The organism is Asaia sp. HumB (genome assembly GCF_030263835.1).
GTDB lineage: Bacteria > Pseudomonadota > Alphaproteobacteria > Acetobacterales > Acetobacteraceae > Asaia > Asaia bogorensis.
In genome coordinates this window covers 1,004,808-1,023,269 of the sequence record NZ_JARPML010000002.1, presented here as the reverse complement: position 1 = coordinate 1,023,269, position 18,462 = coordinate 1,004,808, and the positions used below count along the sequence as shown (strand labels likewise).

At 60.9% G+C, this 18,462-nt stretch carries 18 protein-coding genes; 4 read left to right on the top strand and 14 right to left on the bottom strand.

The annotated features are described in order from the left end of the window. Positions 1 to 190 precede the first annotated feature (190 nt). Positions 191 to 1,621: a protein adenylyltransferase SelO family protein gene (locus P5689_RS05680; protein ID WP_285532435.1), complete on the bottom strand. Its 1,431-nt coding sequence runs from the start codon at positions 1,619 to 1,621 to the stop codon at positions 191 to 193. A gap of 222 nt (positions 1,622 to 1,843) precedes the next feature. Here P5689_RS05680 and P5689_RS05675 point away from each other — a divergent pair, with 222 nt between their 5' ends. Then, the gene (locus tag P5689_RS05675) at positions 1,844 to 3,262 is read left to right on the top strand and encodes a DUF2933 domain-containing protein (protein WP_285532434.1); all 1,419 of its coding nucleotides are present in this window, start codon (positions 1,844 to 1,846) and stop codon (positions 3,260 to 3,262) included. Between the two features lie 41 nt (positions 3,263 to 3,303). Here P5689_RS05675 and P5689_RS05670 read toward each other — a convergent pair whose 3' ends face one another. From P5689_RS05670 to P5689_RS05640, 7 genes are all read right to left on the bottom strand, one after another. Further along, entirely contained in the window at positions 3,304 to 4,704 is a 1,401-nt protein-coding gene (locus P5689_RS05670) for a hypothetical protein (protein ID WP_285532433.1), read from the bottom strand. Then, a complete protein-coding gene (locus tag P5689_RS05665) occupies positions 4,701 to 5,861 on the bottom strand; it encodes a hypothetical protein (protein ID WP_285532432.1) in 1,161 nt (386 codons plus the stop codon). The genes P5689_RS05670 and P5689_RS05665 overlap by 4 nt, the downstream gene beginning before the upstream one ends. Then, positions 5,854 to 6,408, bottom strand: a complete 555-nt coding sequence (locus P5689_RS05660) for a hypothetical protein (RefSeq protein ID WP_035444446.1) — start codon at positions 6,406 to 6,408, stop codon at positions 5,854 to 5,856. Before P5689_RS05660 ends, P5689_RS05665 begins: the two co-directional genes overlap by 8 nt. 10 nt (positions 6,409 to 6,418) lie before the next feature. Further along, a complete protein-coding gene (locus P5689_RS05655; protein ID WP_285532431.1) occupies positions 6,419 to 7,324 on the bottom strand; it encodes a hypothetical protein in 906 nt (301 codons plus the stop codon). Further along, a complete protein-coding gene (locus P5689_RS05650) occupies positions 7,324 to 8,925 on the bottom strand; it encodes a hypothetical protein (RefSeq protein WP_285532430.1) in 1,602 nt (533 codons plus the stop codon). Before P5689_RS05650 ends, P5689_RS05655 begins: the two co-directional genes overlap by 1 nt. A gap of 237 nt (positions 8,926 to 9,162) precedes the next feature. After that, positions 9,163 to 9,438, bottom strand: a complete 276-nt coding sequence (locus tag P5689_RS05645; RefSeq protein WP_285532429.1) for a hypothetical protein — start codon at positions 9,436 to 9,438, stop codon at positions 9,163 to 9,165. 125 nt (positions 9,439 to 9,563) lie between these two features. Then, positions 9,564 to 10,409: an aldo/keto reductase gene (locus P5689_RS05640; protein ID WP_285532428.1), complete on the bottom strand. Its 846-nt coding sequence runs from the start codon at positions 10,407 to 10,409 to the stop codon at positions 9,564 to 9,566. Positions 10,410 to 10,598: 189 nt separating this feature from the next. Here P5689_RS05640 and P5689_RS05635 point away from each other — a divergent pair, with 189 nt between their 5' ends. Both P5689_RS05635 and P5689_RS05630 read left to right on the top strand, forming a co-directional pair. Next, positions 10,599 to 11,612, top strand: a complete 1,014-nt coding sequence (locus P5689_RS05635) for a cupin domain-containing protein (RefSeq protein ID WP_285532427.1) — start codon at positions 10,599 to 10,601, stop codon at positions 11,610 to 11,612. A gap of 300 nt (positions 11,613 to 11,912) precedes the next feature. Beyond that, positions 11,913 to 13,310: an L-serine ammonia-lyase gene (locus P5689_RS05630; protein WP_285532426.1), complete on the top strand. Its 1,398-nt coding sequence runs from the start codon at positions 11,913 to 11,915 to the stop codon at positions 13,308 to 13,310. 82 nt (positions 13,311 to 13,392) lie between these two features. Here the strand turns inward: P5689_RS05630 and P5689_RS05625 are convergent, their stop codons facing one another. The 3 genes from P5689_RS05625 to P5689_RS05615 all read right to left on the bottom strand — a co-directional run bounded on the left by P5689_RS05625 (position 13,393) and on the right by P5689_RS05615 (position 16,268). Beyond that, positions 13,393 to 14,172 carry an acetoin reductase gene (locus tag P5689_RS05625; protein ID WP_285532424.1) on the bottom strand — a complete coding sequence of 260 codons (780 nt, stop codon included), beginning with the start codon at positions 14,170 to 14,172 and terminating at the stop codon, positions 13,393 to 13,395. A gap of 153 nt (positions 14,173 to 14,325) precedes the next feature. Then, a complete protein-coding gene (locus P5689_RS05620) occupies positions 14,326 to 14,772 on the bottom strand; it encodes a DNA polymerase III subunit chi (RefSeq protein ID WP_285532422.1) in 447 nt (148 codons plus the stop codon). After that, positions 14,769 to 16,268, bottom strand: coding sequence for a leucyl aminopeptidase (locus P5689_RS05615; protein ID WP_166928473.1), 1,500 nt, complete (start codon positions 16,266 to 16,268; stop codon positions 14,769 to 14,771). Before P5689_RS05615 ends, P5689_RS05620 begins: the two co-directional genes overlap by 4 nt. 198 nt (positions 16,269 to 16,466) lie before the next feature. Here P5689_RS05615 and P5689_RS05610 point away from each other — a divergent pair, with 198 nt between their 5' ends. Further along, the gene (locus tag P5689_RS05610; protein WP_023979414.1) at positions 16,467 to 17,252 is read left to right on the top strand and encodes a sulfite exporter TauE/SafE family protein; all 786 of its coding nucleotides are present in this window, start codon (positions 16,467 to 16,469) and stop codon (positions 17,250 to 17,252) included. A gap of 10 nt (positions 17,253 to 17,262) precedes the next feature. Here P5689_RS05610 and P5689_RS05605 read toward each other — a convergent pair whose 3' ends face one another. From P5689_RS05605 to moaC, 3 genes are read right to left on the bottom strand one after another with little or no spacing between them, the layout of a single operon-like run. Next, the gene (locus tag P5689_RS05605; protein WP_181950280.1) at positions 17,263 to 17,697 is read right to left on the bottom strand and encodes a molybdenum cofactor biosynthesis protein MoaE; all 435 of its coding nucleotides are present in this window, start codon (positions 17,695 to 17,697) and stop codon (positions 17,263 to 17,265) included. A 2-nt stretch (positions 17,698 to 17,699) separates the two neighbouring features. After that, a complete protein-coding gene (locus tag P5689_RS05600; protein ID WP_285532419.1) occupies positions 17,700 to 17,969 on the bottom strand; it encodes a MoaD/ThiS family protein in 270 nt (89 codons plus the stop codon). Beyond that, positions 17,962 to 18,462 carry a cyclic pyranopterin monophosphate synthase MoaC gene (moaC, locus tag P5689_RS05595; RefSeq protein ID WP_285532418.1) on the bottom strand — a complete coding sequence of 167 codons (501 nt, stop codon included), beginning with the start codon at positions 18,460 to 18,462 and terminating at the stop codon, positions 17,962 to 17,964. The genes P5689_RS05600 and moaC overlap by 8 nt, the downstream gene beginning before the upstream one ends.

Below are 18,462 nucleotides of genomic sequence, written 5' to 3'. Positions count from 1 at the left end.
GGGTCCGTATCGTATCGCCTTCGGTCCGGCAGCGCCACGATGGTGAGCTTCACAATATCGCTCGACTTTCGGGTTCCAATACGGGTGTCGAGCCGGTCCGGAGATGAACGGCGCTCAATCACTACGGCAAATTGGGGCACCATCTTGTGATGCGTCTGAGTCAGTCATCCCCCCATTGAAGAAGCGGGGCCTATGTACCGCAGAATGTCGCCTGCACGACCTCCTCGGGGCGCGGTGGGGTTTCATAGATTGCATCGTCAACGAAGGGGCGTTCCAGTCGGGAGAGAAGGGCGTGGAATACCGATAAATCACCGCTCTCCGCAGCGTCTATCGCCTCGGCAATCCGATGATTGCGCGGAATGACTGCGGGGTTGATCTGGCGCATGGCATTTTCACGGACAATGGTGGATACGCCTTCCCGTGTGCAACGTGCGTCCCAATCCTGCAGCCATTGCGTCATGGCTGGTGAGTTCCGTGCATCGCATGACAACTCGCGGCGGGTCAGGCGTCGGAAACTCAGTGTCCAATCCAGTTTGTCCTGCTCCAGGATCGCCAGAAAACGCTCGATCAGACCCTTGTCATCCGGTTCGCATGTTGTGAGCCCGAATTTCGAACGCATTCTTTCGAGCCATGCATTTTCGTAAAGCGTGGCAAACGTGCCCAGTGTCTCCTGTGCCCAGGCCAGGGAACGCGCTTCGTCCGCATCGAAGAAGGTAAGCAGGGTTTCGGCGAGGCGGGCCAGATTCCAGCCTGCGAGTTTTGGCTGGTTGGCATAGGCGTAGCGACCGTTACGGTCGATGGAGCTGAATACCCTGTTTTGGCTGTAGACATCGAGAAAGGCACAGGGACCGTAATCGATCGTCTCTCCCGAAATGGCCATGTTGTCAGTGTTCATCACGCCATGCACAAACCCGAGACTCATCCAGTGGGCGATCAGTCTTGCCTGAGCCGCGACCACATTTTCGTAGAGGGCTCTTGCGGGATTTTCGGCTGTGGCTGCGTGCGGATAATGGCGCGTGATTGCCAGATCACAAAGAAATTGCAGCGCCTCATTGTCCTGCCGTGCAGCGAAATACTGGAATGTACCGACACGTAGATGGCTTGCAGCAACCCGTGCGAGAATGGCACCCGGCAGGGGGCGATCACGCCAGACAGTCTCGCCGGTCAGGACAGCCGCAAGGGCGCGGGTCGTTGGAACGCCGAGCGCGGTCATGGCTTCACTGGCGAGATATTCGCGCAAGACCGGCCCGATGGCGGCCAACCCGTCGCCACGCCGGGAGAATGGCGTGGGGCCGGAGCCTTTAAGCTGAACATCGAAAACACGGCCTTGCCGGTCGGCTGCAATCCCAAGCAAATGGGCGCGTCCATCGCCCAGTTGCGGCACGAACTGGCCGAATTGATGGCCAGCATAGGCCTGTGCCACAGGGGCAACACCGTCAGGCCGTGTCTGCCCACCCAGAAAATCGACACCCTCCGGGGTTTCGAGCCATGAGGGGGAAAAGCCCAGCGACTCAGCCAGTGCATCATTCAAGGCAACAAGTTTCAGCGCGGGAAACCTTGCGGGGTCAGCCTGCACGGCCATGGTAGGGGGGAAGGGGGCCGGGCTCAGGGGCAGAGACATGGGACCTCGCTGGTGGGGCCGATACGAAAGCGGCCCTGTTGAAGTGGCACCCGAAACGTCAGGGGTGAAAAGAACAAACTCGCCTTCGATGGAGAGCCCTGTGTCTCATCAGATGGTTTCTCGCGCATTTCAGGCAAGGCAGTCAGGGCTCGAAGAGCGAAACCTGCAAGTTTTTTCGACCCCTCCCTTCCCATTTCATGGCCGGACGTTCAAAACCCCTGCATGTCGACCCACCCCTCTGCCGCCAGACGGATCTTCCACAATGTCAGTTTCCTGACATTGGGGCGCATTGCGACGGCCATATGCAGTTTTGCCTATATCGCCTTTGCCGTGCGGGCGCTGGGGCTGGCGTCGTTCGGCCTGCTGATCCTGATCCATTCTCTGGGCATCATGGCCTCGACCTTCTCGCGCATGCAGTCATGGCAAACGCTCATCCGCTATGGAAATGACCCTTACGCCAGACGCGACCTGGTTCTTCTGCGTCAGATCATCGGGTTCTGTATCAGGCTTGATCTGATTTCCGCGGTGGTGGCGGTCTGTATCGGTGTAATCAGCGTCACGTTTTATGCGCATGTGGCGCACTGGTCGCACTGGGTGACGTTCCTGGCCTATGGCTACGCGCTGATCTGCCCCTTCATGTATACCGGGTGGAGCAATGGCGTTCTGCGCCTGACGGAGCGTTTCCATCTCGTGCCGGTCAGCGATACCTGTACGGCCATTTTCCGTACGGCGGGCACGGCTGTCGGCTATGGGCTGCATCTTGATCTCGGCTTTTTCGTGCTGGTCTGGGCTGGGGCCGTGCTGATGGATTATGGCCTATTCCTGTATTTTGCACTTTCCACCCTGCGTCAGAAAATCGGCCTGCGTCTGCGCTGGCGTGACGTGCTCGGGCAATGGCGCTGGCAATTGCCGGGTATGTGGGCCTTCACCCGCTCGACAAGCATCAACCAGACCCTCGGGGCTGTGTCCGGCCATATCAGCACGCTGGTCGTGGGGTCGTTACTCGGCTCTGCCGAGGCCGCCGTGTTCAGGATCTGCCGCCAGATTGCCGACGGGATCGTCACACCAGCGCAGATGCTTTCGCCTGTGCTTTATCCCGAGCTGGTCAAGATGCGTGACCGGCAGGACTGGAGCGGTCTCAAGCGCCTGACATGGAAGATATTCGGTATCCTCTGCGCTGTTTCGATCGCGCTGCTTCTGGTGGCGGCTTTCTTCGGCGGGCGAATTTTCTCGCTGATGCTGCATATTCATCTGCATGGCACCACCTATTACATCTCGATCATGCTCGTTTCTGCGGTGCTCACCCTTCTGGTCGTGCCGCTCGAACCCTTGCTGACGGTCATGGGACAGATCGGCTTTCTCATGGCCAATCGTACCTGGATCACACTGGCCTATTTTCCCGTGCTTTATGGTCTCACACGCCATTTTTCGCTGACTGGCGCCTGCTATGCGACTGCGCTCAGCAGCTTCGTGATGTTCGTGACGCGTCTGTGGCGAGCCGTGGCCAGCTCCCTGCGTCCACCGGCTGATTCGCTCAAACCAGCTTCATCAGCGATCAAACATACCGACGAGACTGCGCCCGAAAGCGCCACGGGTCATGCCGGAGGCGAGACGCAAAGCAGGGTTGTCATCGGGGCTTGAGGCGTATTTCAGCCAGGCCGGAGTGATCCCCGGATCGGAACTTATTGGTCGGCACCGGCAGGATCGAAGCCCAGCGATGCCAGAACGAGCCTGTCCTCCCAGATATCATGCATCAGCGCGGGGAGAGAACCCAGCGTGGCAAGGGCAGGATCACGCAGCATGATCCCGTCAAGGCGTGACTCCTTGAGGCGCACCCAGCACCAGATATCGCCATGAGGGCCCTCGACAGCGCCGATACCCTCCCCGGATCCGGATGTGTCCGCTGCCGGTGAGGGCAGAGGCACGCCGAAATCAGCGGCAATGCGGTCGATGCGTCTGAGCGAGTCACGTATCTCATCAAGGCGCAGGCATTGTCTGGCCCAGCCATCGCCACCAAGGCGCGAGCCTGCCCGGCCGGGAACGTGGCGCATGTCATCTTCAAGCTGGCGCAGGTCGAATGAACGTCCGGAAGCCCGACCAACCAACCCACCGAGGCACAGGGCCTGGGCACGGGCAGGGGGTATCGTTCCAAGTCCCTCCAGCGTCTCCGCCATCTGGAAATGCAACCCCTCGATGACGGGCAGGCGCGGCATCAGGGCATCATGAAGGGCATGAGCAAGGCCGCAGATATCAATTCCTGCTGCAATGCCTTGTGGCGTGATCATGTCGGTCAGGCGGCGGCTGGCCCCGTGATGGGCGCATAGCCCTGCACAGAGATCCTCAGCAAGACTGGCGTGAGTGGCAAGGAGGGCAAAGCCCGTTAACTGCGCCATCTGGGCAATATCACGGCAATGCACAACGATGCGTTCGATCTCCAGAAGGATCGTGCGGGCATCGCGTGTCGCATCGTCGGGGATGATGCCAAGTGCGTTTTCGATGGCACGCGAGTAGGCAAGGGGGGCTGCGACAAAAGCCGATCCGTTGCTGCGACTGATCAGCCTCAATGCTTCCTCGGGCATACAGCCCTTGAGGCGATGCATGAGGCCGATATGCGCGGCACCCGGCATGATCTTCCCATGCCCCCACATGAACGGCGCCATATCGCCATGAAGGCTCTGCACGAACACGGATGGGGAAGGCGTATGGTCGGCTGAAACAGGCGCTGGGACGGACCGGGCGGATAGAGGCGCGATACTCGCCCAGCCACCCCGATCCAGTGCGGGCTCGGTATCGATGGCGCCCAGTGGCAGACAACCCCACAGATCCTGCGCGATGCGTTCTGGCCATGCGGCGCAAGGCAGAGCCGCTGACAGGGCGAAATAGCGCCCGTCGATCAGGGGGGTGCTCACCAAAAGCGGCGTTTCCTGATCGAGGAACAGGGCATAGGCGCGCAGATCGTCACACCAGTGAGCGATGAACCAGCCCGGTGCCGCAGCAATCATCTCGTGCCATTGCCCCTCATCGAGGGTGTAATGATGTGGGGAAAGACGTTCGCCGGCCCGGATACGGGCGATCATGCTCATGGGGCGCTCCAAGAAAGGGCCCCGACCGGGCTGCCATGAGCGTTAAGCCCAAGCACGAGCGGCGCAATCATCCCCATACCGACAAGGGCGAGCACAAGCGCCCGGTCGCGCCAGCTGACCGGTATATGCCAGTCCAGCGTCGCCCGGCTGGCGGTCAGCCCGAGAGCAGCCAGCACGATGACGGTGGGTATGAGGCCAACTCTGCTCAATCCCGCCAGAGTAAGGCATCCTGCTGTGAAGTTGGGCCAGGGCGGCAGGCTGCTCATGATCCAGCGTCGCACGGAGTCAGGAATCTGTGGACCGGCGGCCAGTGCGAGGCCTGAACTGAGAAAGAGCAGCGAGGGAACCGGCCCTGTGGGCAGGGCGGCGGCGATGGTGGCAAGGCAGACCAGGAGCCTCGGGCCGTCCTGTCGGGTCAGAATGCAAAGCCACAATCCTGCTATCCCGGCGGAAAGGAGCACCATGTGTGTGACCTCGCGCGCAGGCAGGCGCAGCATGAGTGCCACGGCGCTCAGACATAGCAACATGTCGGGGAGGGCAGTCAGGCGATCGGTCCGCAGCGAAACCGCTGACCCATCTTTCCCGGTCATCGTCCCATCACAGACAGGCGCAATGGTGCCGAGACCGGAAAGAAGGCAAAGCCCGACAGCGAGAAAAAGATCGCCAAGTCTCAAGATGGCAGGGTCAGGGCTCATGGTGATCAGACTGGTGCCCAGCAGTGCCAGAACCAGCCCGGCAAGGCGCATGCGCATCGAATCCCAGGCCTGACGCGCGCGCGTGGTGGCAAGGGTTTCCCGGTATGTGAGCATGAGGGCCGCGCAGCCAGTCAGGCAAACCACGGTCAGCACGTCATGAGCACAAAGGGCCAGTGTGATAAGGCAGGCCGAGACGAAGTCGAGACACAAGGTCAGGCGCGTCTCCCCCTTGCCCAATGCAAGAAAAGGCATTGCGCCCGCCATCAGGCACCCCCAGCGGCTGAGCAGATCCTGAGCGGGAAGCAGCGGGGAAAGGCACAGGGTCAGGACCAGACCGGCAAGGGCAAAATGCCGCGCCGAGCGCAGGGCGCGCGCCTCAGGCAGCAAGGCCATCAGACAGGCCGCGAGGAGCGGCCATGACGGGACGAGGAACCGGGCGATCTGATGCAGGGTATCAGCCATGACCGGGGCCATCCATACGATGCCAGGCAAGGCGGGGCATGAGCCATCCCCCAAGCGACAGCAGGCCGATCCAGACCAGTGTCGCACCCAGAACGAGGGGCCAGCTATGGGTGTAGCCGCCCAGCAGGAGAAGCCCATTAAGAGTGCAGAGAAGCGAAACCAGCTGCAAAAGGGGGGCAGAGAGTGCCGCCCCGCATAATCCGGCGAGAATGATGCCGATGCAGATGAGCACCGGTATGCCCGGTGTCGCTGCCAGGGCTGTGAGGAGCACAAGTGCAATGGCTCCGCAGACAGCGAGGCTGGCAGCCTGCTGGGCAGTGCGTCGTTCACGGGGTTCCCCCGAGCGCCATGCGACATGGCGGCGCAGCACGATCAGCCCTGCACCGTTCAGTGTAGGCAAGAGGATCAGGGCTGCCAGAGCCGGGGCACCATGTCCGACCCCGGAGACACAGGTCGCCGCGCAGGTGCCATGCAAGGGAAGGATGCGCGCATCGCGGCCGATCGCCGCCAGCGCGACAAGCAGGGTCAGGCCAAGAAGAACGATCATGCGGCACCAGTCATGAGGTCAGCCTTCCGGCAAGAACCAGCAGGATGGCGCCCCCGCTCAGAACAAGCGCGAGCCGTGAGGAGGGAAGGGGGCGTAGCGCGCGCCAGCTCGCGACAAGAATTACCAGCACACCCAGCCGAACCGGAGCCGCCACAAACCACAACAGGGCCAGATGGCCCGTCGTTGCGTTATTTGCGGCGATGGCATCGGGCCAGATCAGGTCGGCGATGAGGAGATACCAGCACAGGGCCGTCAGATCGTGCCGGTAGCGCAATAGGCTACGATGACGGCCCTCTGTCCCCGCAATCAGTTCCTCATGCCATGCCTGTGAGAGAAAACGGCGATTGAGAACCAGCAATAAGGCGGTTGCGATGAAGACCAGCCCGCCAAGCAGGGCAGGTGAGGGCTGCAGCACTCTTTGCTGCAGCAGCCCGGTAATTGTGGCCGATCCGGGAAGGCCAACGGTGATCAGCGTGCCTGCTAGAGCGAGAAGAGGCACCAGGAAAAGCAGGTCCTGTCCGACTGCCCCCAAAGAACGTTTCAGGCGCAGCTCGGTCATGCGGGTCGGTGCCAGGGTTAGCGCCTGGGTCCAGACGGTCGCACAGGACAGGATCAGTAATACTCCGCAGACCAGAGGCTCCGAAAGAAAATGAAACGGGATCTGCGTTGTTGCGAGAGGGATACCCATACTGGCAAGCAGCACCGCGCAGAGACCAAACCAGGTCAACGCCGGTATGGCCCGGCTCTGACCCCACCCCATACGCAGCTGACGCCATCGCCAGCCGGGCAGGGGGCCATGTCGGCCTGCCATCAAGCCGCCAATCATCGTTTCCAGATCTGTCAGAAAGGGGGCAAGCAGCGCCAGCGTGAGAAGCTGTCCGAGCATCAGGCATAGCTGGAGAAGCAAGGAGGTCATCACGCTGACCAGCCCAACCATGACAGGGCCATCGCAACAAGTAGAAGCCAGAGCACCAGAGCCTGATGCGACAGGAACCTGCCGGCTCTTAGTGGCAGGGTGTCCTTAATGGCCGATGGCGCCGCAGAGGCGTTGCGCTGGTTGTGACGCCGTTGCAGACCGCTTTGCAACAGGGTGCCCTGTCGCCGCATCGAGGCGAGAAGCCGCCTGAGCCCCCAGGGGAGACGCAGCCGGATAGGCATGGCTGGCCAGGCAGGCAGCGATGTTGCAGAGGCGGGAAGATGGGTCATGACCGCAGGGGCAATGATGGCGGGCACAAGAAACACCAGAGCTGGATACCAGAAGGCGCCATCGCCCCCGGCGAACGACCAGACAGGCCAGGCGCGCCAGATATCATGCGGTGCGCCAGCGATGGTGAGAACCGCGTCATGGACCGGGCCAATCAGCAAGCCGGGGCATACTGACAGGCACAGGCCAAGCGTCAGGGAGGGTATCATTCTAGGCTCGACCGAGGAGTGGACGAGAGCTGCGCCGCTGGCGATATGCGCCGAATCTTTTGCGCCAGGGCGTTCCTGAACGGCCGATCCTGGCTGTGACAAGGCCCGCCATGATGCGAGCCATGCCCTGACCATCAATATTCCAAGCACGAGGCTAAGGCACATGCCGCTAGCGGTCCATGCCGGAGAGAGTCCCGTTAGTCCGTCGACGACATGAAGTCCGAGCCAGTAGGGCAGGAAACCGGCCAAAGGCGGGAGAGGTGTCTGGAAGAAGCTGGACTTCTTCCCGAGCACGCCAAGAAGCAGCGACAGGATGAATGCCTCGCTTCCGGCAAGGGCGCTATCGGCCAGCCCGCCATGTCGCGCGCTGAGGGTCAGACCGAGCAGCAGAAGTGGCCAGTAAGCCAGAGATCGCCGCAGTGGCAGAAACAAGCAGAGGCCGCCGCCCAGCAATATGAGGGTGACCGGCCAGAAGCTACCGGTCTGGGCGAGCAGGGCTGGTACGACAATCGAGTAGCCCAGGACAGGCATGGCCGAGAAAGCAGGGAGCGTGGCGAGGGCGGCCAGTGGAAGGAAAACCTCACCAGACAGAGCACCCAGGGAAGCGAAATCGCGGACGGCCGGTGTGACCGTGGCCTCGCCCGCAAGGCGGCCCGCGTGGCCCGCCATGGTAGGATCGATACCGGTGCTCATCAGACTATCTGTCAAACCCTGTGCAGGGAAAAACCCATGAGCCGCCAGATAGCAGCCTGCAGGCGCCAGAAGGGCCAATTGCCAGGCGAGGCCGGACGCACGGGGCCCAAGGCGGCGGTTTTCAATCAGGCAGGGGATGAAACAGATCAATGCAAGAGCCTGATTGTGACAGAGCAGCCCCAGAGTGCCGGAGGCCTCACCAACAGGGCCACAGGCTTTGTCGGGGGCGAGTTGGGTCAGGCCCCAAAGGACAATCCAGCAGGAGATGAGGGGATCGAGCGCGAGAGGGTCGAAGGTCGCATGATAGCCATGAAGCGCCGCCCAACCCGCTACGATGATCTCAAACGCCAGCACAGCGCCTGGCACAGCCTGCCTGCCGCGGCTTGGAATAGCACCAAGCGCCAGCCTCACGATGGCGCACAAGGGCAGCAGAATAAGAGCAACGAGCGGAAGCAGGGGAATTCCTGACAGGACGGGGTGCGACGAAACGTCTTCTTACCTCAGTTTCGTGGATCACCCAATCAAGTCGTTGTCTCGGAGGCTGCCGTGAGTATAGCCTCTCCCAGGGCCTGTTGAGGTAACAGGCGCTGCCTCGTCCCCCGGCCATTCGGTTCGTGAAGAGCCAGGCTGCGCGAGGCAGAGTATCGTTCAGACCCTCATCGAATCGCCTGCACGTTCATGGGAAATATCGAGCAGTTCATTGTCCGAATTGCCGTCAGCGCCGGGATCATAGAACACGAATTCGAGTTCAGGCTCGATCTGGGTCGAGACCAGAGCGCAACCGACAAGCTTGCTCAGATGATCCGTGAAGCTGCGCAGTTGAACGCTTGGTATGTGGGACACCCATATGCGGCGATCCTTGCGGAACTGCTCGACAAGGTCGGGATGTACAGCCATGAATTTGTCGAATTCTTCATGTGTCATCAGTTATCCGGCTTTCCACTATGATGGATGAATCTATTTGTTTCATAATAATATCGTTATGTTCACTGTATATCCAAATTAATTATTAACCAAGCGTCCGGGTTTGCTGTTCCTGATCTTCACGTTCAGATCATCTCGAGCGATGTCTTGCGACGCGGTGGCGGGAAATGGGCGTCAATACGGGCGAGATCAATGTCACGCAGGGTGATCGACAGGGCGGCGATATTTTCCTGCAGGTGACGCAGGGTTCCAGCCTTGGGGATCGAGAGAATATTGGCGTTTCGCAGGGTCCAGGCCAGAGCGATCTGGGCCGGAGTGGCTGGGCCGGCGGCCGTTTCATGCTCCCGGGCGATCTCTGCCAGAACCGGGCTGGCTAGCAAATCGCCTCCCTGCCCCAGGGGAGAATAGGCCATGGTGACAATGCCAGCCGCCCGATCACGCGCCAGCAGGTCATAGTCAACACCGCGTGCCTCAAGGTTGTAGAGAATCTGGTTGGCCGCGCAGTCCGAGGCGACGCCTTCGAGATCCTGCATGTCTTCGGTGTCGAAATTCGATACGCCCCAGCGCCTGATGAGACCTTTCTCAATAAGGGCTTCGAAGGCTTCGACGGTTTCCGTCAGCGGGACGCCGCCCTGCCAGTGCAGGAGATAAAGATCGAGATGATCCGTGCCCAACCGCTTGAGAGATGCCTGACAACTCTGGATGGTGCCATCAAACGTGGCGTTCGATGGAAGGACCTTGCTCACAAGAAAAACGTCTGATCGCCGGTTTGAAATGGCCTCACCCACGAGACGTTCCGAGCGCCCGTTGCCGTACATCTCGGCTGTGTCAATCACCTTCAGGCCGCGATCAAGACCGGCGCGCAGGCTGGCAATCTCCTCGGCCTTTCCGGCTGTCGAGTCGCCGATATTCCAGCTTCCCATGCCCAAGGCAGGCACGGTCGTCCCATCACTGAATCTCACGGTTTTCATGAAAACTTCCTTTTCAATACAGGAGATCAAGCGTCACAGTTCAGGCGGCGTTCGGCAGTTCTCCCTGCAGAATAATCACGAGTTCGTGAATTCGTGCAGCCATAACCTCCTTTGGCGTTAGGCTGTCGGGGGAGAGCCGACGCGCCCCGCAAGCGTATCGTCAGCGCTCTTGAGAAAAGGAGGCCGCTCATGGCGTCTTTTGACCATAACGTTTTCCAGCGCCTGCTGGGTGCTGTGCCGACGGGAACCCCAGGGTTCTTTTCCGCCCGGCGATCAACAGGCGGGTGGGCGATGCGTTCGCGTACACGCAGGTCTGATCAGTCCCTGACCACCGCGCAGGAGGAAGGCTGGTCGTGGTCCGAGCGGGTCGCGCCATTCGGTATACGCGACGTGAGGGTAAACCATCATGTGCTTGGCGCCTCGATCGATGGTGCGGCAACAGCATGCCCGGCTTCTGGCTGGGGGATGGTCGTTGCAGGGTGTGCAACACTCAGCATGCGTCCGCATGCCAGTGCGTCTATCCGGAGCATGACCCTCCATGAAGGGGATGTCTGGAGCGTGCCTGCCTCGGTTTCAGCCTGGTTCCATTGCCATCCGGGAGGACAGGCCAGTGTTGTCGCGTTCGTAGGGGGGCGTGAGCCGGAGGCGGGGCGGGATGCGATGCCGGATCTCTCCGGGCAGCCGCTCTCCCATGCCGGTTTCCACCATAGCCTCATGGCTCAGGAGGCGGAGCGTACCTGCTGGGGCAGTCTGCGCGTGGTTGAAGCCGATGTTTTCTGCGACCCGGATGCCTTGTCTGCCGCCTTGGTTGAGATCGAGCCGGACTGCCGTACCGATCTGCACTGGCATCTCAATACGTCTGTCTGGCAGATATGCCTCGATAGTGAAGGACAGCTTACCCGCCTGCCCAAAGGGTGCCGTCAGCACAACGCCACCCTGCGCCCCGGCGTGATGGCCTACGTGCCACGCGGCGAAGGGTATTTCGTTCGCAATGATGGCGACCGCCCCCTGCGATTGCTCGAAATTTTCCGTTCCGATCACTATCACGACCTGTCTCTGCCGCAATGGCTGGCGGCCAGCTCTGCCGAGGATATCGCGGCCCATCTCTGTGTCGACGTAGGGGTTGTTGCGGGTCTTGCCCGGCGGGAAAATGCGTCGTCCGGTCGTATCGTAGCTTTTCCTGCACGGTCCGGAACGCACTGAAGGCTCTTCAGCCTGAGTAAGTCCATAAGACCACAACAGGTGGTCGCTCTTATGCGCCGCAATGATAGGGGGGGCGGTCATGGCAGATCAGTGCGCCTCTTATCAGACAGGATGACGAGAGGTATGCTGGGTTGTCGGGAGCCAGCACTTGCCTGATTATCGTGGTGTCAAAATCCCTTAGGGTCAGATAGCGTCGGAAGAGCGAGAAGCATTTCGGCGGTTCGTCGGCCTAATTCTGTCCCGAAATGAACTTGGCCCGGCAGGTGGCCATACTGGTGTAATCGACCCCATGAGACGCGCATGATCAGCCTGTTCGACCTTTTCAAGATCGGTATCGGACCCTCTTCCTCCCATACTGTTGGCCCTATGCGTGCGGCGCAGCGTTTCATCGCGGCACTTTTAGAAGTTGATGCCTCGGCGGGAACAACTCGCCTGCTGGAAATCGCCCGCCTGCGCGTCACGCTTTACGGCTCCCTTGCCTGGACAGCCCAGGGGCATGCGACTGACAAAGCCGTTATTCTGGGCCTGTGCGGTGAGCTTCCCCAGACGGTCGACCCCGATCAGGCGGACGGGATTGTCGAGCGCGTCATGCGTACAAAGCACGTTGGCTATGGCGACCGTATACTTCCCTTCGACCCGGCTCATGATCTGGTGCTCGATCGGGAGAGTGTGCCGTCTGTCCACCCCAACACCCTGCAATTCGAGGCGCTTTCGGCTGAGGGCGTGGTACTCGACTGCGCCCGCTTTTGTTCGGTCGGCGGTGGATTTATTGTTTCGGAAAGCGTGACGGAGAGTGCAGGCTACGCGCAGCCTGATGTGCCCTATCCTTTTACCAGTGGGGCCGGATTGCTGGAACAGACCCGTACCCACAATCTGAGCATTGCTGCGCTGGTTATGGCCAATGAATGTGCCCTGCGCCCCCGTTCGGAAGTCGAGCACTATCTGGATGAGATCATCGCGGTCATGCTGGCCTGTATCGAACGTGGCATCATGCAGAAAGGAATTTTGCCCGGACGGCTCAAGGTGCGCCGTCGTGCCCATGCCCTGCACGAAAAGCTTTGTGCGCATGAACGCAGCAATATGCGCTCGGCCCATGCCATCATGGACTGGATCAGCCTGTTTGCCATCGCCGTGAATGAGGAAAATGCAGCCGGAGGGCGCGTCGTCACGGCGCCCACCAATGGGGCGGCAGGCATCATTCCCTCGGTTCTGCGCTATTACCGCGACTACTGCGCGCCGCTCGCATCGCCCGGGACGACCCAGGCCATGCGGGAATTTCTGCTCACTGCTTCGGCCATTGGCGGGCTGTTCAAACTGAATGCCTCGATTTCCGGCGCAGAGGTTGGTTGTCAGGGTGAAGTGGGCGTTGCGTCATCCATGGCGGCAGCGGGATTGGCAGCCGCTCTGGGAGGAACCCCCGAGCAGATCGAGGATGCTGCCGAAATCGGAATGGAACATCATCTGGGCATGACATGCGATCCGGTCGCCGGTCTGGTTCAGATCCCCTGTATCGAGCGTAATGCCTTCGGTGCGGTCAAGGCGGTGAATGCAGCCTCACTCGCCCTGAATGGCGACGGGGCCCATCTTGTCTCGCTGGATCAGGTCATTCGCACGATGGCGGAAACCGGGCGTGACATGAACCAGCGTTACAAGGAAACATCGCTTGGCGGCCTTGCGGTGAACCTGCCGGAGTGTTGATCCGGCCTCGCCTGATCAATGGGACGGGCCTAAAACCCGGAGCCGTCAGACACATGTGTGATCGGGCTGACGGCCGGGATGATCAGCGATAGACGATGCCGCCATCCGTCAGGATCGACTGACCCGTGATGTAGTCTGAATCGTCACTCGACAGGAAGGAGACGAGAGCCGCCACATCGTCCGGCGTCTGGGCACGACCTAGCGCGATCCCTTCGACGAACTTCTCGTAGGTGCGTCCTTTTTCTGCGCCGGTCAGTTCAGAGAACCGTTCGTCGATTTCGACCCACATATCGGTGCCCACAATGCCGGGGCAGTAGGCGTTTACCGTGATGCCGGCGCTGGCATATTCCTTGGCAGCAGCCTGTGTCAGGCCGCGTACGGCAAATTTGGTGGCAGAATACACACCCAGCATCGCAAAACCGTCATGCCCGGCAATGGACGAGGCATTGATGATCTTGCCCTTGTGACCTCGTGCCTTGAATTTGGCCGCCGCAGCCTGGATACCCCAGAGAACACCCTGGATGTTGATACGCAGAATACGCTCGACTTCGTCGGGCGCGACATCGGCAATCGGGTTCACCTGCGCGACACCCGCATTGTTGATCATGATGTCAAAACCGCCCAGTTCCGCTTCCGCGTGATCAATGGCGGCATAGACGGCATCGCGCTGGCTTACATCGGCCGCCGAGACACTGGCCTTGCGTCCCAGTGCCTGGACCTCACGACGAACCTGCGCAAGCCGCTCCGTATTAAGATCCACCAGAGCAACATCGGCGCCATCGCGCGCCAGGCGGAGCGCAATACCGCGACCGATGCCCTGAGCGGCACCGGTAACGAGGGCGACTTTTCCACTGAGTGACATGGCTGTTCCCCTTCTTATGCGGGCGGGCAACAGCCGAAGAGGCATGTCACATGGCCCTTTATCAGGAGCATGAACGGCCAATAGGGGGAGAGGATCGAGAGGTTAACTCTCTTGTGACAAGCGAAACGTTTCGTGTCTGGTCGGATCGCGGGCTTATCTCGCTTTTTGCCAACCGCGCTCCTGCTGCTGCCAGTAAGCCAGATTATGACCGGCCTTTTTGGCAAGGCTCCAGCGTGCCCGGGCCCTTGCAACAGCCTCCGGATCATTGCCGTCGAACATGGTGAAGATACGCTCGAACGTTTCCAGCCCGTCCTCGACACCTCCATCAAGCAGGAAGAGGAAGCGCGCGCCGTTGGGGACATCGTCTCCCCTGGTCAGCCAGATGGGCTGACGCGGCCCAAACCCCATGCGCTGGCTGCCATGAGGCAGCCAGCGGGGTGATTTCGCCTTCCAGAGAGCCTCGTCCAGCGCCTTTACCTGTGCCGCGTCGCCACACCGGATCACGGCACGCTGCCCCGCTTCGAGCGTGCGGCCCAATAGCGGCGGCAAGGCGTCTTCCAGCGTCGTGCGCGTCAGATGATAGAAGCCGATATCGCTCATGAGGCCTTGTTGTCTGCCTCTTCATGATGACGTACGAGCGCGTCCAGCAGACGCACGCCAAACCCGGTTGCGCCCTTGGGGCATTGCGGTGCCGCGTCGCTGCGCCATGCCACACCAGCGATATCGAGATGCGCCCAGGGTGTGTCACCCACGAAACGTGCCAGGAATTGCGCGGCCGTGATCGAACTGCCAGGGCGGCCCGTAATGTTCTTCATATCGGCGATGTCCGAGCGCAATTGCCGGTCATAGGCCTTGCCCATCGGCATGCGCCAGACGGCTTCACCTGTGGTTTCTCCGGCCTCGAAAAGCGCGTTGGCCAACGCGTCGTCATTGCTGAACAGCCCGGCACGCACATGGCCGAGGCTGACGACAATGGCACCGGTCAGCGTGGCCAGATCGACCATCAGACGCGGCGCAAACCGTGCCTTGGCATAGGCCAGAACATCGGCGAGAACCAGACGCCCCTCGGCATCGGTATTGAGCACTTCTATGGTCTTGCCAGCATAGCTGCGCACAACATCGCCGGGGCGCTGGGCATTGCCCGAGAGCATGTTCTCGACCAGTCCCACCACGCCGATCACGTGGACGCCTGCCTTGCGTCGTGCCACGGCCTCAAGCGCACCGACAACGGCGGCTGCGCCGCCCATGTCGGTTTTCATCTCATCCATACCGGCAGCCGGCTTGATGGAGATGCCGCCTGAATCGAAGGTCACGCCCTTGCCGATGAAGGCAAGCGGTGCCTCGTCCGAACCCCGATAGCGCATAATGGCCACGCGGGCTTCCTGATCGCTGCCCTGCGCCACGCCCAGTAGGGCGCCAAAGCCGAGTTCGCGCAATGCTGCGGCGTTGAGAATTTCCACCTCGACCCCGAGATCGCGCAAAGTCTCGATACGACGGGCAAATTCGGGCGGGTTCAGAACGTTGGGCGGCTCACTGACGAGATCACGGGCGCGGAACACGCCTGCCGCCACAGCCTTCAGGCTTTCCCATGCTTCACGCACAGCGTCGATCTCGGCGACACCCAGATGCAGGCGCTGAAGCTGCGGTGCGTTTTCCGCCTCGTCGGTATGATAGAGGTCGAAGCTGTAGCGACCCAGTGCGGCGCCATAGGCAGCATGGGCGGCGAACGCGGCGCAGCGACCCGCAAAGGCAAGATCGGCATGGGTGGTGTCACGCACGGCACGTGCAGCCTGCCCGCCAGCGGCTTCCATCGTCGGAATATCAAGCTCGTCCTCGGGACCGCAACCGATCAGGACGATTCGGGCCAACGCCGCACAGGGGGCAAGCAGGACACAGCTCTGGTCGCGCTGCCCCTTGAAGCGCGAGATGGCAACTGCCCGGCGCAGCGCCCCGCCCGTTGCGGCATCGAGATGCGAGAACGGACCATCAGCCACATCGAATTCCGGGCCAGTCAGCAGGACGAGGGTCTGCTCCGATTCCGGGGCGCCCTTGCCCTGCAGGATTGGAAAAGGGGCCTGGATCTGGATATCGAGCATGATCTTTCCGGTCTGTAGCTGAGAAGGCCCTCACTATCGTCATCGCGACCGGATAAGGCAAGGCGCAGTGCCGCCTCCTGGCCGTTAATAACGATATAAAATCGTTTATCTAATTCAAACCACTATCAACGTTGATTGTTGCCCGGAAATATGGCCTAGTCCCGTCTCTCCCATCGCTTCGTGCTTCAAGGCCCGTTCATGTCACTGCTAGCCGACCTCAATTATCTCTACGTACTCTCCGGTCTCGGTGTGGGCTTTCTGGTCGGCATGACCGGTGTGGGTGGCGGCTCCCTCATGACACCGTTGCTGATTCTGCTGTTCAAGGTGCATCCCCAGGCTGCTGTGGGCACGGATCTGCTTTATGCGGCCATCACCAAATCGGTTGGCACATTGGTGCATGGTCATCGCGGCGCGGTAGAATGGCGTGTCGTGTTCCGCATGCTGGCCGGCAGTCTGCCTGCGACGCTGGTCTCATTGCTGTTTCTGCACTGGTATGGCAGCCCGTCTCACGACACGACGCGTCTGGTCTCGACAGCTCTTGGCGTAGCCCTGCTCATTACGGCGCCCAGCGTGTTTTTTCGCAAGGAGCTGCAGGCCTGGTCCCATCGCCATGCGGGCGAGCTCTCCTCCGGCGCGGCGGCGGCGCTGACCGTGGTGCTTGGTGCTGTGCTTGGTGTGATGGTCACCCTGTCTTCTGTTGGCGCAGGGGCCATCGGCATGACTGTGCTGATCCTGCTTTACCCGTCGCTCAGCACCGCACGCCTCGTGGGGTCGGATATCGCCCATGCCGTACCGCTCACCCTGATTGCGGGCATGGGGCACTGGTATCTGGGGGCGGTCAAGATTCCGATGCTGGTCTCGCTGCTTTGCGGCTCGATCCCGGGCATCGTGCTCGGCAGCCTGTGCGTGGGGCAGGTCAATGAGCGCGTGCAACGCTCCGTTCTGGCAGCGGTGCTCTTTATTGTCGGGTGGCGCCTCGTCTGAGGCCCACCGATCACAGCTCGGGTGAGGGCTCGGTGTCGTGGCAGGCAATCCACTCGGAATGGCCATCGGCATAGCGTTCACGTTTCCAGATGGGCACACGGCGCTTGATCTCGTCGATCACATAGCGGCAGGCGACGAAGGCTGCATCGCGATGGGCGGCTGAAACACCGATCCATACCGCCATATCCCCGAGCCCGAGACTGCCGATACGATGAATGGCCGAGACGGCCACAATATCAAACCGGCTTTCTGCTTCCTGCAGGATGAGCGCTGCCTCCGCTTCTGCAAGGGGGCGATAGGCCTGATAATCGAGGCCAAGCACAGCTTGTCCCTCGCTATGATTGCGCACCCATCCCTCGAAACTGCAGTAACCACCCGCCTCGTTGCGCCTCAAGACGCGGGCGACGCTGTCTGGCTCGATCGGGGTTTCGGTCAGAAGGAACATGGTCAACCTCCCGAAACTGGCGGGATGAACACGATATGGTCGCCATCGACAGGCCTGTGATCCCACGGCGTGAAGGCGGCATTGACGGCCACACGCAGGCGCATCCGGGGGAGGCTGAAGCCATGCCGGGCGGAACATTCGTCATAAAGCGCTGCAAGTGTAGCTGCTTCTGTGGTGACGGTTTCAGTCGGGCAACCGACCTCATCGCGTAGCTGGGCGAAATATTCGAGCGTCACGCAGGCCGGTCCGGTCATGGTGGCGGTTTCAGACATTGCCGGACCCGTGGCCGGGTTCGTGGCTGAAATCACGCTTGCCGCCGCTTTTTCCCATCAGGCGCACCTCGTGAATGACCATGTCGTGGCTGAGCGCCTTGCACATGTCATAAAGCGTCAGGGCGGCGACCGTGGCACCCGTGAGTGCTTCCATCTCCACACCGGTCTTGCCTTCGCATTTTACCCGGCAATCGATCACGGCATTATGACCGTCGATCGTGATGTCCACCTTGCAGCCCGTGAGCGAAAGCGGATGACAGAGCGGAATAAGCTGTGATGTCGCTTTCGTTCCCATGATACCGGCAAGCTGCGCAACGGTGAGTACCGCGCCCTTGCTGGTCATGTAACCGGCATCAGCCAAAGTATTGGCGACTTCCGGGGGAAAGCGCAGACGGGCCTGGGCATGGGCCTCGCGGCGGGTGACTGTCTTGTCACCGATCTCGACCATACGGGGCCGTTCGCCTTTTTCATCCACATGGGTCAGCGATGTCAC

What these genes read in the sequence shown, in the direction of transcription:
- P5689_RS05680 (WP_285532435.1), bottom strand. Translation starts at nt 1,621, where the DNA reads ATGTCTCTGCCCCTGAGCCCGGCCCCCTTCCCCCCTACCATGGCCGTG.
- P5689_RS05675 (WP_285532434.1), top strand. Translation starts at nt 1,844, where the DNA reads ATGTCGACCCACCCCTCTGCCGCCAGACGGATCTTCCACAATGTCAGT.
- P5689_RS05670 (WP_285532433.1), bottom strand. Translation starts at nt 4,704, where the DNA reads ATGAGCATGATCGCCCGTATCCGGGCCGGCGAACGTCTTTCCCCACAT.
- P5689_RS05665 (WP_285532432.1), bottom strand. Translation starts at nt 5,861, where the DNA reads ATGGCTGATACCCTGCATCAGATCGCCCGGTTCCTCGTCCCGTCATGG.
- P5689_RS05660 (WP_035444446.1), bottom strand. Translation starts at nt 6,408, where the DNA reads ATGATCGTTCTTCTTGGCCTGACCCTGCTTGTCGCGCTGGCGGCGATC.
- P5689_RS05655 (WP_285532431.1), bottom strand. Translation starts at nt 7,324, where the DNA reads ATGACCTCCTTGCTTCTCCAGCTATGCCTGATGCTCGGACAGCTTCTC.
- P5689_RS05645 (WP_285532429.1), bottom strand. Translation starts at nt 9,438, where the DNA reads ATGACACATGAAGAATTCGACAAATTCATGGCTGTACATCCCGACCTT.
- P5689_RS05640 (WP_285532428.1), bottom strand. Translation starts at nt 10,409, where the DNA reads ATGAAAACCGTGAGATTCAGTGATGGGACGACCGTGCCTGCCTTGGGC.
- P5689_RS05635 (WP_285532427.1), top strand. Translation starts at nt 10,599, where the DNA reads ATGGCGTCTTTTGACCATAACGTTTTCCAGCGCCTGCTGGGTGCTGTG.
- P5689_RS05630 (WP_285532426.1), top strand. Translation starts at nt 11,913, where the DNA reads ATGATCAGCCTGTTCGACCTTTTCAAGATCGGTATCGGACCCTCTTCC.
- P5689_RS05625 (WP_285532424.1), bottom strand. Translation starts at nt 14,172, where the DNA reads ATGTCACTCAGTGGAAAAGTCGCCCTCGTTACCGGTGCCGCTCAGGGC.
- P5689_RS05620 (WP_285532422.1), bottom strand. Translation starts at nt 14,772, where the DNA reads ATGAGCGATATCGGCTTCTATCATCTGACGCGCACGACGCTGGAAGAC.
- P5689_RS05615 (WP_166928473.1), bottom strand. Translation starts at nt 16,268, where the DNA reads ATGCTCGATATCCAGATCCAGGCCCCTTTTCCAATCCTGCAGGGCAAG.
- P5689_RS05610 (WP_023979414.1), top strand. Translation starts at nt 16,467, where the DNA reads ATGTCACTGCTAGCCGACCTCAATTATCTCTACGTACTCTCCGGTCTC.
- P5689_RS05605 (WP_181950280.1), bottom strand. Translation starts at nt 17,697, where the DNA reads ATGTTCCTTCTGACCGAAACCCCGATCGAGCCAGACAGCGTCGCCCGC.
- P5689_RS05600 (WP_285532419.1), bottom strand. Translation starts at nt 17,969, where the DNA reads ATGTCTGAAACCGCCACCATGACCGGACCGGCCTGCGTGACGCTCGAA.